Origin of the sequence: Pseudoduganella buxea (assembly GCF_009720835.1) — a bacterium.
Lineage (GTDB): Bacteria > Pseudomonadota > Gammaproteobacteria > Burkholderiales > Burkholderiaceae_D > Rugamonas > Rugamonas buxea.
The window spans coordinates 1-15,962 of the sequence record NZ_WNKZ01000111.1; the positions used below are offsets into that span (position 1 = coordinate 1).

11 protein-coding genes are annotated in these 15,962 nt (G+C 67.0%); 3 read left to right on the forward strand and 8 right to left on the reverse strand.

The features are described 5' to 3' along the window. From GM672_RS24400 to GM672_RS30020, 6 genes are all read right to left on the reverse strand, one after another. Positions 1-193, reverse strand: a 193-nt coding sequence (locus tag GM672_RS24400) for a hypothetical protein (RefSeq protein ID WP_155473127.1), incomplete at its 3' end; no start/stop codon positions are given. 7 nt (positions 194-200) lie between these two features. After that, entirely contained in the window at positions 201-3,296 is a 3,096-nt protein-coding gene (locus GM672_RS24405) for a type VI secretion system Vgr family protein (protein ID WP_371867097.1), read from the reverse strand. Between the two features lie 273 nt (positions 3,297-3,569). Continuing rightward, positions 3,570-4,919, reverse strand: coding sequence for a sigma-54-dependent transcriptional regulator (locus GM672_RS24410; protein ID WP_155473128.1), 1,350 nt, complete (start codon positions 4,917-4,919; stop codon positions 3,570-3,572). 213 nt (positions 4,920-5,132) lie between these two features. Continuing rightward, positions 5,133-7,385, reverse strand: coding sequence for an arginine/lysine/ornithine decarboxylase (locus tag GM672_RS24415; RefSeq protein WP_155473129.1), 2,253 nt, complete (start codon positions 7,383-7,385; stop codon positions 5,133-5,135). A gap of 189 nt (positions 7,386-7,574) precedes the next feature. After that, positions 7,575-8,057, reverse strand: a complete 483-nt coding sequence (locus GM672_RS24420; RefSeq protein WP_155473130.1) for a dihydrofolate reductase — start codon at positions 8,055-8,057, stop codon at positions 7,575-7,577. A gap of 497 nt (positions 8,058-8,554) precedes the next feature. Continuing rightward, complete coding sequence (locus GM672_RS30020) at positions 8,555-9,064, reverse strand: IS1/IS1595 family N-terminal zinc-binding domain-containing protein (protein WP_155473131.1); 510 nt, start codon at positions 9,062-9,064, stop codon at positions 8,555-8,557. A gap of 311 nt (positions 9,065-9,375) precedes the next feature. Here GM672_RS30020 and GM672_RS24430 point away from each other — a divergent pair, with 311 nt between their 5' ends. Beyond that, positions 9,376-11,292, forward strand: a complete 1,917-nt coding sequence (locus tag GM672_RS24430) for a feruloyl-CoA synthase (RefSeq protein WP_155473132.1) — start codon at positions 9,376-9,378, stop codon at positions 11,290-11,292. Next, entirely contained in the window at positions 11,289-11,921 is a 633-nt protein-coding gene (locus tag GM672_RS24435) for a DJ-1/PfpI family protein (protein ID WP_155473133.1), read from the forward strand. Before GM672_RS24430 ends, GM672_RS24435 begins: the two co-directional genes overlap by 4 nt. A 157-nt stretch (positions 11,922-12,078) precedes the next feature. Here the strand turns inward: GM672_RS24435 and GM672_RS24440 are convergent, their stop codons facing one another. Further along, the gene (locus GM672_RS24440) at positions 12,079-13,587 is read right to left on the reverse strand and encodes a CitMHS family transporter (RefSeq protein WP_155473134.1); all 1,509 of its coding nucleotides are present in this window, start codon (positions 13,585-13,587) and stop codon (positions 12,079-12,081) included. Between the two features lie 245 nt (positions 13,588-13,832). Between GM672_RS24440 and GM672_RS24445 the strand changes: the two genes are divergently transcribed. Then, entirely contained in the window at positions 13,833-14,810 is a 978-nt protein-coding gene (locus tag GM672_RS24445; RefSeq protein ID WP_229417927.1) for a tripartite tricarboxylate transporter substrate binding protein, read from the forward strand. A gap of 4 nt (positions 14,811-14,814) precedes the next feature. Here GM672_RS24445 and GM672_RS24450 read toward each other — a convergent pair whose 3' ends face one another. Beyond that, complete coding sequence (locus GM672_RS24450; protein ID WP_155473136.1) at positions 14,815-15,786, reverse strand: thymidylate synthase; 972 nt, start codon at positions 15,784-15,786, stop codon at positions 14,815-14,817. Positions 15,787-15,962: the final 176 nt, after the last annotated feature.

Genomic DNA, 15,962 nt, shown 5'->3' on the forward strand with positions numbered 1-15,962 from the left:
CCACCGGCAGGCTGCCGGCCACGGTGCTCAGGCGCTCCAAGGTGACGTAATCGTCGCTGATCTTGCGCAGCCATTTGTCGAAGGCGGCGGCGCCGGCGCCGACGTCCCGCTGGTCGATCGTGTTCAGCGGTGCGACGGCCACTTCCGACGCGCGTTCGACGGGCTTGGATGGTCCTTGCGTGGGTTCGGTCATGGCACTGTTATCCGGCGGATGGATTGAAGGGCGTGGGCGCGATGTCGGCGCCGCTGTGCGGCAGCGATGCGGGCAGGCCGGGGGGCGATGCGGCGGTACCAGGCTTGCCGGCCATACCCGCGCCGGAGGCCAGGAACGTCGTGCCGCCCGGCAGCTTGCCAGCGACATGGGCCAGCGCCTGCCGCTTGACCGACGCCAGCAATGCTTGCGCGCCCCCTTGTTGCAGCGATTGCACGGCGCTTGCCGCCCCCTGCGCGGCTTGCGCCATCGCGCCGACCTTGCCAGCTGTGCCGCCGATGCCGCCGGCGAGCAGCCCGGCCCCCGGCACCGGCGCTGGTTGGCCGGACGTTGCGGCCATCGAAGCGGCGCCACCCTCGGGCGCAGCATCAGTCGGCCATTCGGTTCCCTCTCCAAAGCAGCTGCCTTCATCCCACGGATCACGCGGGTCCTTGCCGTAGCTGACCGTGGCCATCCCCATCGGCAGGCCCGCCACGCTGGCAAAGCCGTTGTCATCGAGCGTGCCCTGGCGGGTGCCACCTTCGGCGTCAACGACGGTGTAGTCGCCTTGCCGGATGCCGTCCTTGTTGTTGCCTTCCGTGCTGACGTACTGGTGATACAGGTCGAGTTGTCCCGGCGCCAGCTGCACGGTCTGCGGCAAGGCCGGCGTGCCTTCGCTCTTGCCGGGATCGAAGCTGTGTTTCGCCGCGTGTTGGACCCACTTGCCTTTGGTGCCGTGAACGATCCCCGATGCGTTCCAGCGGGTGAAGCTGGAGCCGCCGTTGATTACCACCTCTTCCTTTGCCGTGATCGTGATCCGGTTGGCGGTATGGGTGATGTTGAGCTTGGCCAGGATGTTGACGCTGTCCTTCAAGGCGCTGATGTCGATGTCGGCGCTGGCCGCCACCAGCTTCATGCCGGCCCTGTAGGCAAACATGCGCACCGCTTCCTTGACGCTGACGAGCAGGCTCTTGCCCGCGCTCAGGCTGGTATGACCGCCGCTGGTCACGGCGTTGTGCTCCACGCTCATCAGGTGCGTGGAACCCTGCGTGCTCGTTTCGATGCCGGCGGGGCTGGCGAGAAGCAGGTGGGGCGCCTGGAATTCCGGGAACTCGCCTTGAGCCGGCGTGCCGCCCTGGCCTTTGAGGGCGTCGACCTGCGCCTGCAGCGCGGCGACGACCTGGTCCTGGTCGCCCGGCTGATGCGCCTGTGCCCCCTGCGCGGCCTGCGACAGGCTGTCGTGCAATGCCTGGCCCTGCGTCATGCGTGCCAGCGTCTCCGCCATGTCGGTGATATGGGCACGGGCGTTGGGCCTTCCTTCGGTGCTCAGCAGCAGGCCCTGCTGGGCGCGCACCGCACCGATACCGTCGGTGCGCAGCTCGAAGCCCTGGCCGCGCGCGTCCTTGCGGCCGGCATGGTCCTCGATGCGGTGGAGGTGACCGAGGCTGAGCTGGCTGGCGAGGTGGTCGCTCCTGAGCTGGGCCTGGATCCGTCCTTCTGTGTCATCCAGCACCAGGTGATTGCCGCGTCCCCCGGGCGTGTTGCCGCCATTGGTAGTCAGTTCCCGGCTCCTGATTCCCGTCAGTGCCCGCTGGTCGGGCAGCTTCCACGGCGGCATGTAGCCCTGGTTGTGCACGGAACCGGTGACGATGGGATGGTCAGGATTGCCGTCGAGCCATTGCACGATCACTTCCGATCCCACCCGCGGATGACTGGCCAGGCCCTTCTCGCCGCCGGCCCAGTTGCTGCTGACCCTTACCCAGCAGCTGCCGCTTTCGTCGCGGTCCCAGTGGAACCTGACCTGGACGCGCCCGTACTCGTCCACGTTCAGGCTGCCCTGGCCTTCCTGGCCGACGACGATGGCCGTCTGCAGGGCAAGCAGTCTGGTATTCGTGCTGTTGAAACCGCGTCCCGGCCGCCAGGGCAGGGCCTTGCGATGGCACAGCAGGCGGTTCTTGTATTCGGAGACCGCACCCTTGCCTTGCAGGTAATTGTTGCTGGCTTCGTGATGCACTTCCAGGATCAGGAAGTCGCTGTCTTCGCTTTCGCTGAAATGGTCGAGCAGCTTGAACCACCGGCCGGCGGCGACGTGCCGGTTGTTCCCTTTTGCTTCGTACAGCTTGCCGCGGGCTTCGATTTCCTCCATGCGCAGGCGCGACAGTTCGTAGGCGCCGGACTGGTGCCTGAAGCCGTAATGCCCCTCATAGCTGTGCACTTGCAGCATTGGAATATCGCCTTGCTGCTCCATGGTGACGCTGTCGGCACGCACCGGTTGCGGTTGCTTGAAGTCGAAGCCGCTCACCGCCGACTGGGCGGACGCCCATTGGCGCACCGTGCTCCAGTCGCCAATGGCGTCCTCTTCGGTCGCGCCACCGGCGCGCTGGAAGCGGATGCCGGGCGATTGGCCGTCGATCGGTGCTGCTTTACGGGTGTCGTCGCAGACCCTGAGGGTGTGGCCATCGCTGCTGTGTTCGAACCAGTAGCTGTAGCCCGCCCCTTCCCAACGCCGGCACACGTAGTTGTGATCGGTCTCGTCCCATTGCGTGGCCATCGTGAACTGCGGCTGTTCGCCGGCGACTTCCCATTCCCACGCGGGCAGGCTGCCGTAGGCGGTGAAGATCGCCTCTGCCTGCTCGCGCAGGCTTTGCACATGGAACAGGCGGTTGTTCCGCCGCAGGCGCAGGTAGGCCAGCCATGGCCTCAGCACGGCCTCGTAGAACGCGACGCCGCCATCCGTCTTGACCAGCTTCAGCGACGTGACATAGCCGGTGAACGGACGCAGGCTGCCGTCACCCTGTACCAGCGAGACGCACAGCAGCTTGCCGTGCAGCGCCTCGAGCGCCATCCTGGCATCGTCGCTCAGGAGTTCGACCTTGAATTCGAAGTCCCGGGACAGATATTCGGTGCCGTCGAACCGGTTCACCATTAGCCTGGCTTGCGGGCCGTCATTTCGTGGGAACGACAGGCGCAGCAGGCGCGTGCCCTGGTGGTCGTCCAGCAGTGCTTGCAGGTCAGTCATCGCGTGGCTCATCAGTTGAGTCGGACATGGTTGTCGTCGAGTTCTGCGGCGCAGCGACCAGGGCAATCCACGTGCAAGGTGGCGCACGCATGTCCTCGGCCGGCAGCTGTTGCTGATATGCATCGTAGGAAATTTGCGTAGCCGGCGGAGAAAAGTTGCCGTCGCGTTGGCGAGGGTCAAGCTGAACGCGGCTGTTCAGACACAGCGCGTGCCTGGAGGATTGGCGTTTGCGCGGCGAGGATCGGCCATGGTTTCGCGAGGGAAGCCAGCGTCATGGAGGTGGTATGGCCGCAAGCTGCCGGCGGCATTGCTTCAGTCCACGCGGACCTTGAACGATGAAATTGAATTCCTGGGGCGCTCCTATTCGTCCTTCCGCTCCGCATCCGCCCGCGCCTTGCGCCTTATCTGCAAGGCCCGGTCCGTGACCCCGAGCCGCTGGGCGGCACGCTGGTTGTTGTCGCCTTCCTGTTCCAGCGCCGTGCGGATGGCCAGGTCGGCCGCCACCTGCCCCAGCCGGGCGAGGGTGACGCCGCGGTCGATGGCGTCGCGGATGGCGTCGCAGAAGGGCTGGTCGGGCCAGGTGGGTGTGCCGCGCAGGCGCTCGTCGGGCGGCACGTCGCCGATGGTGATGGGGCCGGGACCCGTGTGGCGGTACCAGATGCGGGCCACGGTCTGGCGCAGGTCGCGCACATTGCCCCGGTAGTCGCGGCTGAGCAGGTATTCGCGCACGGCAGGGTCGAGCTGGCGGCCGTGGCCTTTCGGGTCGAGCTGGCGCAGGAAATGGTCGACCAGGGGCAGGATGTCGCTGCGGCGTTCGCGCAGCGGTGGCGGGCGGCAGCGCCAGCCGGCGATGCGGTAGTACAGGTCGGCGCGGAAGGTGCCGGCGGCAACGGCCGCTTCCAGGTCGCGGTTGGTAGCGCACACGAGGCGGAAGTGGCTGGGGTGCCAGGTATTGCTGCCGACCCGTTTGTACTTGTGTTCCTGCACCACGCGCAGCAGTTGCGCCTGCAGGGGCAGCGGCAGTTCGCCCACTTCGTCGAGGAACAGGATGCCGCCGTCGGCCATCGCGAAGGCGCCGTCGCGGGCATTGGTGGCGCCCGTGAAGGCGCCCCGTTCGTGGCCGAACAGTTCCGAGCCGGCCAGTTCCGGCGACAGGGTGGTGCAGTCCAGAACGGTCAGCTCGCCCGTCGTGCCTGACAGTTTATGGATCAGCTGGGCGATCAGGTCCTTGCCCGTGCCCGTCTCGCCCGTGATCAGCACGGGGGACTGCGTGAACGCGGAGACTTCGACGACGCTGTGGACGAGGGCGCGCCAGATGTTGCTGTCGCCCACGAGCCAGCCCTGTACGGCGCTGGAATGCATCAGGCGCCGCACGGCATCCCACCGTTGCAGGCGCGCGACGATCTGCTGCGCGCACAGCTCGGCGGATGTCCACGGCAGCAGGTCTGTCGCGCCCGCTTCCAGCATGCCCCACATGGCTTCCGGCTCGAGGGGCTCGGCCGCGCAGTCGACGGCCAGCACGGCCGCCTGGCCGGACAGCGATTGCAAGGTCTCCGCCATCTCCGCGCGGGCGCCGCACAGCAGCACGCCGAAGCCCTGGCCCGGCTGCCCGGCGACCGTGACGCCGGCGGCGGCTAATTGGGCGCACAGGGCCAGCGCCACTTCACGGGCGGGATTCCCCACGGTCTGGACCCACAGCGATGTCGTCATTGCGACCTCATGCTTTATAGGCGCCGGCATGCCGGTGCTGCTATCAATATAGCAGTCGTGTCGTGCGGTGGGTGAGACTAAAAAAGACCTTGCGGACAGTGGCAACGGGCGATGAGCGGCTGCCGGACCGCTTGACCGATCCCGGCAGCATCGAACGGCCGGGATGGCGGGGAAGGAGAACGGGCGGCGGCCGGGCGGCCGCCGCCGTGATGCTTATTGCCGCACGCAGTCGACGAAGTAGTCGCGCTTGCCGTTCACTTCGCGCTTGACGAGGCCGTGCACGTCCGTCTCGAAGCCGGGGAAGCGTTCGTTGAAGTCGCGTGCGAAACGCAGGTAGTCGACGATGGTCTTGTTGAAGCGCTCGCCCGGGATCAGCAGCGGAATGCCCGGCGGGTAAGGCGTCAGCAGGATCGACGTGATGCGGCCTTCCAGCTCGTCGATGGCAACGCGCTCGATCTCGCGGTGTGCCATCTTGGCGAACGCGTCCGACGGCTTCATGGCGGGGATCATGTCCGACAGGTACATCTCCGTCGTCAGGCGGGCCACGTCGTAGGCCTTGTAGAAGTCGTGGATCTGCTGGCACAGGTCGCGCAGGCCCATCTTCTCGTAGCGCGGGTTGGCCGCCGAGAATTCCGGCAGGATGCGCCACAGCGGCGCGTTCTTGTCGAAGTCGTCCTTGAACTGCTGCAGGGCCGTCAGCAAGGTGTTCCAGCGGCCTTTCGTGATGCCGATGGTGAACATGATGAAGAACGAGTACAGGCCGCACTTCTCGACGATGACGCCGTGCTCGGCCAGGTACTTCGTCACGATCGACGCGGGAATGCCCGTGTCGGCGAACTGGCCGTCCAGCGACAGGCCCGGGTTGACGATGGTCGCCTTGATCGGGTCGAGCATGTTGAAGCCCGGCGCCAGCTTGCCGAAGCCGTGCCAGTCGTCCTCGGCACGGATGATCCAGTCGGCCTGGGTGCCGATGCCTTCCTCGGCGAAGTGCTCCGGACCCCATACCTTGAACCACCAGTCGCTGCCCCATTCCTCGTCGATCTTGCGCATGGCGCGGCGGAAGTCCAGCGCTTCCAGGATCGATTCCTCGACCAGGGCCGTGCCGCCCGGCGCTTCCATCATGGCCGCGGCCACGTCGCACGAGGCAATGATGGAATACTGCGGCGACGTCGACGTGTGCATCAGGTAGGCCTCGTTGAAGGCGTCCTTGTCCAGCTTGACGGTTTCCGATTCGCGCACCAGCACCTGGGAAGCCTGCGACAGGCCGGCCAGCAGCTTGTGGGTGGACTGGGTCGAGAAGATCATCGACTCCTTGGCGCGCGGGCGGTCCTTGCCGATAGCGTGCATATCCTTGTAGAAGTCGTGGAAGGTGGCGTGCGGCAGCCACGCTTCGTCGAAGTGCAGCGTATCGATCTTACCGTCCAGCATTTCGCGCAGGGTTTCCACGTTGTAGACGACGCCGTCGTAGGTGGACTGCGTGATCGTCAGGATGCGCGGCTTCTTGTTGGCGGCGTCGCGGGCGAACGGGTTGTTGTCGATCTTGCGCTGGATCGACTCCATCGTGAATTCTTCCAGCGGGATGGGACCGATGATGCCCAGGTGATTGCGGGTCGGCATCAGGAACACGGGAATGGCGCCGCACATGATGATCGAGTGCAGGATCGACTTGTGGCAGTTGCGGTCGACGACGACGATGTCGCCCGGCGCCACGGTGCTGTGCCACACCATCTTGTTCGACGTCGACGTGCCGTTGGTCACGAAGTAGCAGTGGTCCGCGTTGTAGATGCGGGCGGCATTGCGCTCGGAAGCGGCGACGGGGCCCGTGTGGTCCAGCAGCTGGCCCAGTTCCTCGACGGCGTTGCAGACGTCGGCGCGCAGCATGTTCTCGCCGAAGAACTGGTGGAACATCTGGCCGATCGGCGACTTCAGGAAGGCCACGCCGCCCGAGTGGCCGGGGCAGTGCCACGAGTAAGAGCCGTCGTTGGCGTAGTGCACCAGCGCGCGGAAGAACGGTGGCGACAGGCCGTCCAGGTAGGACTTCGCTTCGCGGATGATGTGGCGCGCGACGAATTCCGGGGTGTCCTCGAACATGTGGATGAAGCCGTGCAGCTCGCGCAGGATATCGTTCGGGATATGGCGCGACGTGCGGGTTTCACCGTACAGGTAGATGGGGATGTCGGCGTTCTTGTAGCGGATTTCCTCGACGAAGGCGCGCAGCGACTTCAGCGCATGGTCGGTTTCCTCGACCGAGCCGGCGCCGAATTCCTCGTCGTCGATCGACAGCACGAATGCCGATGCGCGCGACTGCTGTTGGGCGAACTGGGACAGGTCGCCGTAGCTGGTAACGCCCAGCACTTCCATGCCTTCCTTTTCCATGGCCGCCGCCAGGGCACGAATGCCCAGGCCGGAGCTGTTCTCGGAACGGAAGTCCTCGTCGATGATGACGATGGGGAAACGAAATTTCATGATGTCTCCAAAAAGAAGAAGCGCCCCGGTCTTATCAGTTACCGGGGCGTCGCTGGGCGTGCGGAGGGTGACCGCATCGCGCCGTATGGGTTGTGCCCAAAAAAAAGAATCGGGATTCTCGCAGAAATCACGGGCAACCGGTGAAAAAATTCCAATAAAGATTCTTGTCCGGCATCCGCTGTTTCCTGCTCAGCGCTTGCGCTGGTAGGTGACGATCGTATAGGGCAATCCGCTGGCCGAATCATACGCCTGCCGTTGGGTTTCCTGCCACACGGTCGGATCGATGGCGGGAAAGAAGGTGTCGCAGTCGAAGGCCCGGTCGATATGGGTGACGATCAGGCGGTCCGCCAGGGCCATGCCCTGCTCGAAGACCTGCGCGCCGCCGATGACGAAGGCGGGCGCGTCGCCCACCAGCGCGACGGCGGCCTGGAGCGACGACACGGCCTCGACGCCGTCGTGGCGCCAGTCGCCATTGCGGGTGACGACGATGCTGCGGCGGTTCGGCAGGGGCCGGCCGATCGAATCGAAGGTCTTGCGGCCCATGATGATGGGGTGGCCCGTCGTCACGCGCTTGAAGTGGGCTAGTTCCTCCGGCAGGTGCCAGGGCATCTGGTTGTCGATGCCGATGCCGTTGTTGCGGTCGATGGCGACGATAATGGAAAGTTGTGTCATGAATAAGGGTCCGTTAGCGGGCCATATTATAGAGGCATTCCCGCAGGTGCCGTCCGGGCCGGGCCCGGGAGCGAGGGCAGGGCCGGAGCGGTGGCAGGGACTAGGTCAAGGACAGAGTCCGGACAGGGCCAAGGGAGGACCAAGGAGTGGGCCAGGGAGAGGGCCAGGGAGAGGGCCAGGGAGAGGGCGCCAGGGACAGGCCCAGGACAGCGCCGTGGTCGAGGACAGGGCGTGCACGGGCCGGTGTGCAGGGCGCCGCGCGGCGCGGTGGCCCGGTGCCGCAGGCGCGAGGCACCGACGCGGGGCCGGGTGCCAAAAGGTCGGCCCGCGTGAATACCGGCAAACGGGGCCGATGCCCAGGGCACGCAGCTTGCCCCGCGCCGGTGGCCGCGGAAGCCCGGGTGTTCAAAGCGCAAGCGCCGGTGCGTCCGACGGCGTCAGCACCGCCGATGCCGTCTGTCTTGCCTCGCGTTGCCGGGCGCGTTGGGCGCCGTACCCTAATGGCCCGGCCCGTTGCCGCCATCCTCGCCATCGTGGCGCCCGGCGGCGAGGAAGCGGTGTCGCCAGCGGAAGCTGGTGTTGCGGTGGATGCCAACCAGGGTGGCCGAATCGCGTACGGACAGCGATTCGATCAGGCTTTCCAGGAAGGGGCGCCAGCGGTCGCGGCGGCGCAGGTGGGCCAGCGGCGTGCCCGTCAGCGCATTGCACGTCTTGCGGCAGCTGGGGCAGCGGAAGCGCTGTAGTCCGCTGGCGAAGCCGTGCCGGTACAGCCGGTTGGCGCCGCAATGGGGACAGTTGCGCAAGGTGGCGCCGCGCCCGTCGATGACGTCCAGGCATTGGGCCAAGGTTGTGCAGCGGCCGAACAGCTCCTGCAAGGCCTTGGCCTGCCGCTCCGGCAGGACGCCGGCTTGCCCCTGCGGCGCGGAACCGCCCGCTGCCAGCGTGCTTGCCCGTTCGCCATCCCGGCCGGCATGCTGGTCCTGACTCCGGGCTTTATGCTTGTTCATATGCACGTTCATAACTCACCCCTGATTGTTATTTGTCCTTCGTATGACCACGGACGACTTCATGCAGTTCCGCGCGACGCTCCGGGAACGGTCAAAAAACAGTCAAAAAAACGACTTGTGTTCTTGCGCAGCCGGCGCGTCGATCGCCCGGGCCTGGATGACGCAATGCAATGGGGTCGAACCGTGAGATGATCCCGCTGCCGCAAACGCCTGGCACGATTGCGGGCAAGAACGGCTGCAACCATGCTGTGCAAGGAGAACTGTGATGTTTCAAACCGCGCTTTTGCGTTACCCCGACCCGACTGCGTCCCATGACTGAAGCGCCGAACCCGCCCGTGCCGTGCCGCGGCGTCCATATCGGCCATCCCGACGTTGCCGTGCGCCGCGATGGCGATACGTGGCATGTCGACGCGCTCACGCCGCTGGGCCCGGCGCCGCGGCGCTTCACGGACTGCCTCGTGCGGGGCGCGCGCGATCACCCGGAGCGCACGCTGGTGGCCCGGCGCGGCGCCGGCGGTGCATGGATGCACATCACGTATGCGCGGATGCTGGACCACGCCCGCCACATCGGTCAGGCCCTGCTGGACCGGGGCCTGTCGGCCGAGCGGCCGCTGGTGATCCTGTCCGGCAACGACCTGCAGCACCTGCAGCTGGCGCTGGGGGCGCTGTATGCGGGTGTGCCGTACGTGCCCGTGTCGCCGGCCTGGTCGCTGGTGGCGACGGATGTCGGCCGGCTGCGCGACATGCTGGCGCAACTGACTCCGGGCGCCGTGTACGCCAGCGACGGCGCACCGTTCGGCCGTGCCATCGCCGGTGCGCTGCCCGCCGGGGCGGAGCTGATCCTCGATCGCGGCGACGTGCCCGGCCTTGCCGCCACGCGCCTGGCCGACCTGCTGGCCGTGGCGCCCGCCGACGTCGACGCCGCCAATGCCGCCATCGGCCCGGCGACCATCGGCAAGTTCCTCTTCACGTCCGGCTCGACGAGGCAGCCGAAGGCCGTCATCACGACCCATGGCATGTTGGGCAGCAACCAGCAGATGCTGCTGCAGACCTTTCCCTTCTTCGCCGAGGCGCCGCCCGTGCTGGTCGACTGGCTGCCGTGGAACCACACCTTTGGCGGCAGCCACAATGTCGGCATCGCGCTGTATAACGGTGGCACCCTGTACCTGGACGAGGGCCGCCCCACGCCGCAGGACTTCGGCACCACCGTGGCCAACCTGAAAGAGGTCGCACCCACCGCCTACTTCAATATCCCGACGGGCTGGGATTTGCTGGCCGAAGCGCTGGAAGTGGACGGGGCGCTGCGCGACACCTTCTTCTCGCGCGTCCAGCTGTTCTTCTGCGCCGGGGCGGGCCTGTCGCAGGCCACGTGGGACCGGCTCGATGCCATCGCCGTCAAGCATTGCGGCGAATCGGTGCGCATCATGACGGGGCTGGGCATGACGGAGACGTCGCCCGCATGCACCTTCGGCACTGGCGACGTCGTGCGGGCCGGCTACGTGGGCGTGCCGGCGCCCGGTTGCCGGGTCAAGCTCGCGCCCGTGGGCGACAAGTTCGAGGCCCGCTTCAAGGGCCCGCACGTGACGCCGGGCTACTGGCGTTCGGCGGCCCTGACGGCCGCAGCCTTCGACGAGGAAGGCTATTACCGCACGGGCGACGCGCTGCGTTTCGCCGACGCGGCGCGACCCGCGCTGGGCTTCATGTTCGACGGCCGCATCGCCGAGGACTTCAAGCTGGGCACGGGTACGTTCGTCAGCGCCGGGCCCCTGCGGGCCAGGGTCATCGGCGCCGGCGCGCCGTATGTGCACGACGCCGTCGTCACGGGCATCGACCGGCCCGCGATCGGGCTGCTGGTGTTTCCCCGCCTGGCGCACTGCCATGCCCTCTCGGGCCTGCCGCCCGGCGCACCGGCCGAAGCGGTACTGGACAGCGTGCCCGTGCGCGCCTTCTTCGCCGGCCTGCTGGCAAGGCTCAATGCCGACGCGACCGGTTCGGCAACCAGGGTGGCCCTGCTGCGGCTGGAGGCCGAGCCGCCATCGCTCGACGGGCGCGAGCTGACCGACAAGAACACCGTCAACCAGGCCGCCGTTCTGGCCCGGCGTGCCGCGACCATCGACGCGATGTATGACGGCAGCGACAGCCGCACCATTCCGGCGGCACTGCCGCAGGGACCGGCGTCGCCGCCGCGCTATACTGGGTTTTTTGACAACACGGGAGGCGCGGCATGAAAGTCTATCTGGCGGTGATCGAGACGCTGGCCGATTGGGAGATCGGCTACCTGACGGCGGAGCTGCACAGCCGGCGCTTTTTCGCCAATCCGCTGATGGACTTCGCCTTCCTGAAGGTGGGGCTGACCCTGGACCCCGTCACCAGCATGGGCGGTGTGACCTATGAACCCGACGTGGCGCTTGCCGATCTGGTGCTGGAACAGGGCGACGTGCTGGTGCTGCCGGGCGGCGAGACGTGGGACCAGCCGGCCACGCGGCCCTTGCTGGAACGGGCGCGCGACGCGCTGGACCAGGGCCATTACGTGGCGGCCATCTGCGGCGCCACCGACGGCCTGGCCGCCGTCGGCGCCCTCGACCAACGCCGCCACACCAGCAACAACCTCGAACTCCTGAAGCAGGGCTGCCCGGCCTACCGGGGCGAAAAGCTGTACCGCAACGAGCCGGCCGTGCGCGGCGAGAACCTGCTGACGGCCACGGGACTGGCGCCGCTGGAGTTCACGGCCGAGGTGCTGAAGATGGCGAAAGTGTGGCGGCCCGAAACGATCCGGGCCTGGTACCAGCTGCACAAGACGCGCAAGGAGCGCTGGTACCACGCGCTGGTGGCGTCGATGGCGCCTGCCGCGGGCTAGTGTGGTGAATCACGGGTTCATTGAATGAATCCGACGAGAATCGCTCCAATACTGCGTTGAAAATGTGCGGAAAGGCCCCGGCCTTACCGCGCATTTCCGCCTTGTCTTGAAGCGATTTCGTCAGATTTATTTGTCAACGAACTCGCGATTCACCACACTAGACCTGCCCTATCAACGGAATCACGCCGAACAGCACGGCCGCCACCAGCATCACCAGCGCCGCCGTGACGGACCACAGCAGGGTGTAGCGCTGGTGGTCGCCGAACTCCACTTCGGACAGGCCCACCAGCAGGTAGGTCGACGCGACCAGTGGGCTGAGCAGGTGCACCGGCTGGCCGATGATCGAGGCCCGGCCGATTTCGGCCGCCGAGATGCCGTACACGGCGGCGGCCTTGGCCAGCACGGGCACGATGCCGAAATAGAAGGCGTCGTTCGAGATGAAGAAGGTGAACGGGATGCTGAGGATGCCCGTGACGATGGCCAGGTAAGGGCCCATCCAGGTGGGAATGGCCGTGATGACGCTGGTGGCGATGGCGTCGACCATCTTCGTGCCCTGCAGGATGCCGACGAAAATACCGGCGGCGAAGATCAGCGACACGACCGGCAGTACATTGGCCGCGTGCGCCGCGATGCGCTCCTTCTGGTCCTGCATCTTCGGATAGTTGATCATGATGGCCAGCGCGAAGAAGATCATGAACAGCGCGGGCAGGGGCAGGGCGCCCATGATCAGCGATACCATCAGCGCGGCCGTCAGCAGGAAGTTCACCCAGATCAGTTTCGGACGGGCGACGCCGGGCGGGGAGCCGCTGATGCTCGCGCCGGTGTCCGCGTCGATGGTGGCGCCGACAGTGGTGATCGTGGCGCTGCCGTCATGGCGGCTGCCCGGCATGGGCAGCACGTTGTTCTCGCGAGCCATGCCGGCGGCGTACGCGCCATGCACGCCGGTGGTGCCGTTCATCCGGCCCGGCAACGCCAGGTCGGCGAAGGCCGGCTGCAGCTCGCCCGCTTGCGTTGGCTGCGGTTTAGCCTGGGCCTGGGCATCGAGCGTGACGACGCCGACGCGCTTGCGCTCCTTCATCCCCAGCATGTAAGCGACGAACAGCACCCACAGGGCCGTCACGGCCATCGGCAGGATCATCGGCACGAAGATGTCGCTCACGTCCACGCCCAGCGCGCTGGCGGCGCGGGCCGTCGGGCCGCCCCACGGCAGGATATTGAACACGCCGCCGGCCAGCATGATGACGCAGGCCAGCACCAGCCGGCTCATGCCGAGCCGCTTGTACAGCGGCAGCATGGCCGACACGGTGATCATGTAGGTGGTGGCGCCGTCGCCGTCGAGCGAGATGAACATCGCCAGCGCGGCCGTGCCGACGACGATCTTCATCGGGTCGCCCTGCACCAGGCGCAGGATCAGGCGCACGGCCGGATCGAACAGGCCGGCGTCGATCATGATGCCGAAGTACAGGATGGCGAACATCAGCATGACGCCCGTCGGTGCCAGGTTCTTGATCCCCGTGAGCATCATCGGCCCCAGCGCCGCGCCGAAGCCGCCCAGGAGGCCAAAGGCGATGGGCACGACGATCAGCGCGACCAGGGCGGGCAGGCGCTTGGTCATGATGAGGAACATGAAAACTACGACCATCGAATAGGCCAGTACGGTCAACATACGAATTCTCCTTCCAGGCGCGGGGCCTGTTCTACGGCTGCAAGTGCGGGGGTGGTTCAGGCGGTGCGGAAATACGGACCAGGTGCGGGTGGCGCGACGGGCGCGGCCAGGATGGCGGGCGCAAGGTGCGGGGATGGCAAGGCGGGCATGGGCGTCTCCGGATGTTATCTTGGTTATATGGTCTTGTTTGGCCAGACTATACGGGTGCGCGCCTTTCATTTAGCTTTCAGCCGGGCCGGCGTATGATGGCGGGCGTGAAGCGACTACTTTCTTTCCTGTTGCCGGCCCTTGCCTTGTTCTGCCTGGACGGCAGGGCGGCGCCGCGCGCGGCCGAGTGCCTGATCCCGTCCAAGCCGGGCGGCGCCATGTACCTGACGTGCCGGCTGGCCCAGGCGGCGCTGGCGGACAGTCCCGGGGCGCCCCAACTGGCCTTGCGCTACCTGCCCGGCGGCGTCGGCGCGGTGGCATGGCACACGCTGGCGTCGCGCCGGCGCGCCGAGCCCGATACGCTGGTGGCGTTTTCCGGCGGCTCCATCCTGAACCTGGCCCAGGGCAAGTTCGGCAAGGCCAGCGCCGCCGACGTGCGCTGGGTGGCTGCCTTCGGCACGGACTACGGCATGATCGCCGTGCCGGCCAATTCGCCCTACGGCAGCCTGCGCGACCTGGTCGAGGCGCTGCGGCGCGACCCGAAACGGGTCGTCATCGGCATGTCCGGCACCATCGGCAGCCAGGACTGGATCAAGATGGCCCTGCTGGTGCGGCAGGCCGGCATCGACCCGCGCCAGATGCGCTTCGTCGCGCTCGAGGGAGGCGGCGAACAGTTCGTCGCCATGCAGGCGGGGCACGTGCAAGCCGTGTCGGGCGACACCTCCGAAGCGCTGCTGTATGCGGGCGCGGCGAACGTGAAGGTCCTGGCCGTGCTGTCCGAGCGGCGGCTGCCCGGCAAGCTGGCCGGCATTCCCACCGCGCGCGAGCAGGGTTATGACGTCGTGTGGCCCGTGATCCGGGGTGTATGGATGGGGCCTGGCGTGGCGGACGCCGATTACTTGCGCTGGGTCGCCGCGTTCGCCCGGATGGAATCGTCGCCCGGCTTCGCCCGGCTGCGCGAGGAGGCGGGGCTGTATCCGTTCTCGCTGACGGGCGATGCCTTGCGCCTGCATGTCGAACGGTCCATCGAGACGTACGACCGGCAGGCCAGGGACTTCAACTTGCGGCGGCGCTAGGCGCTCACACCGCCATCGGCGCGGTAAGCGGCGCGTGGTGCTCGTAGCCTTCCAGGCTGAAGTCGGAGGGCTCGATCTTTTCCAGCCATTCGGGTTCGTACTTGCCCGTGTCGGCAAACGCCGGCACGCGCGCCGAGATCGTCAGCCGCGGCGCGGCGAACGGCTCGCGCTTGAGCTGCTCGCGCACCATGTCCAGGTGGTTTTCGTAGATGTGGGCGTCGCCGATGAAGTAGCTGAACCAGCGCGGCGTGTAGCCCGTCAGGCGCCCCACCAGTTCCAGCAGCACGGCGCCTTCGGCGATATTGAACGGCGTGCCCAGGCCGATATCGTTGCTGCGCACGTACAGGCACAGCGAGATTTCCTTCGTCGTCGCGTTCGGGATGAACTGGTACAGCAGGTGGCAGGCCGGCAGCGCCACTTCGTCCAGCACGGCCGGATTCCAGCCGTGGAACAGGATGCGGCGGCTGCCGGGGTCGTTCATGATCGTGTCGAGGCATTCGCGCAGCTGATCGACCGCCTTGTACAGCAGCACCTTGGCCACGCCGTTTTCCTCCAGCGGCGCCACCACGGTGAAGCCATTGCGTTGGGCAGCTGCGATCTGGGCATCGGCGGCCGCATCGAGCACCTTGTAGGCCGGCCACTGGCGCCACTGCACGCCGTACACGGGGCCCAGGTCGTCCATGCCGGCTCGGTAGGGGTTGGCGAGCCACTGCCGGTTCTCGTTGGCGTTCTGGTCCCACACCTTGCAACCCAGTGCACGGAAGTCCGCCGCGCTGCGCGAGGCGCGCAGGAAGGCACACAACTCGCCCACGACGGACTTGAAGGCCAGCTTCTTCGTCGTCACGGCCGGGAAGCCCTTCGACAGATCGAAGCGCATCATCGCGCCCGGCACCGACAGGGTGCGGATGCCCGTGCGATTGTCCTGCCAGCTGCCTTCGGCAAGGACGGTTTCGATCAGTTGCTGGTACTGCTGCATGCGGTTCTCCGGGTGGCGCGCGCGGGGCGCAAAACGTGCAATTTTATCAGGTAGCCCGGACTAGCGTTTTGCCCGCGCCTTGGCCGCCGGGCCCTTGCCGGCTGCCCGGGCCAGCGACTTGGCACCGCGCCCGCCGGCCACCACGATCGCGCCCTGGGGCACGGCGGCGGGGCGCG